This is a genomic window from Bacteroides sp. ET71 (genome assembly GCF_023336905.1).
Taxonomy (GTDB): domain Bacteria; phylum Bacteroidota; class Bacteroidia; order Bacteroidales; family Bacteroidaceae; genus Bacteroides.
Window position 1 is genome coordinate 1 of sequence record NZ_JAMBLS010000129.1, and the last position, 659, is coordinate 659.

1 protein-coding gene and 1 pseudogene are annotated in these 659 nt (G+C 58.9%); both read left to right on the plus strand.

Annotated features, from left to right (window positions below):
• On the plus strand, positions 1-433 hold a 433-nt coding region (gene mobA, locus M3090_RS15510; RefSeq protein ID WP_249057767.1), incomplete at its 5' end, for a conjugal transfer protein MobA.
• A pseudogene (locus M3090_RS15515) lies at positions 408-659 on the plus strand (mobilization protein); the annotation flags it as partial. The gene mobA and the pseudogene M3090_RS15515, both read left to right, overlap by 26 nt.

Sequence of the window (659 nt, forward strand, 5' to 3'; positions counted from 1 at the left end):
ACAGCAACACCCGAAAAGAAGGAAAGGCGGACGGACACCCAAGTCCGCGCCCGCCTTCCACCGCGAGACCGTCAATCTCGACGCCGCGCAGCACGCCCGGTTCCTCACCCTTTACGAGCAGTCCGGCCTTTCGTCCAAGTCGAAGTTCATCGCCGCGCGTATCTTCGGCGACAGCTTCCGGGTCATACGCACCGACCGGGGCACGATGGAGTATGTGGCCAGGCTCACCGCCCTGTACCAGCAGTACCGCGCCGTCGGGGTGAACTACAACCAGGCGGTCAAGGAACTGCATGTGCATTTTACCGAGAAAAAGGCGTTGGCATTGCTCTATAAATTGGAGAAGCTGACCCTCGAACTGGTGGCGCTCAGCCGCCGCATTGTCGGACTTTCCGAAGAATTCAAAAGGCATGGTGGCGAAAATCAGCACAGGTAAGGACTTGTACGGCGCGTTGGCCTACAACCAGACGAAGGTGGAGAACGGGCACGCGAAGATATTGGATGCCAACCTGCTCCCGTACCCAGAGGACGGGCGTTTCCGCATGGGCGAAACGATGAAGGCTTTCACGGCATGGCTTCCCTCGCACTACCGCACCGAGAAGCCGGTCATCCACATCTCGCTTAATCCGCATCCCGATGATGAATTGACCGACGGGCAGCTT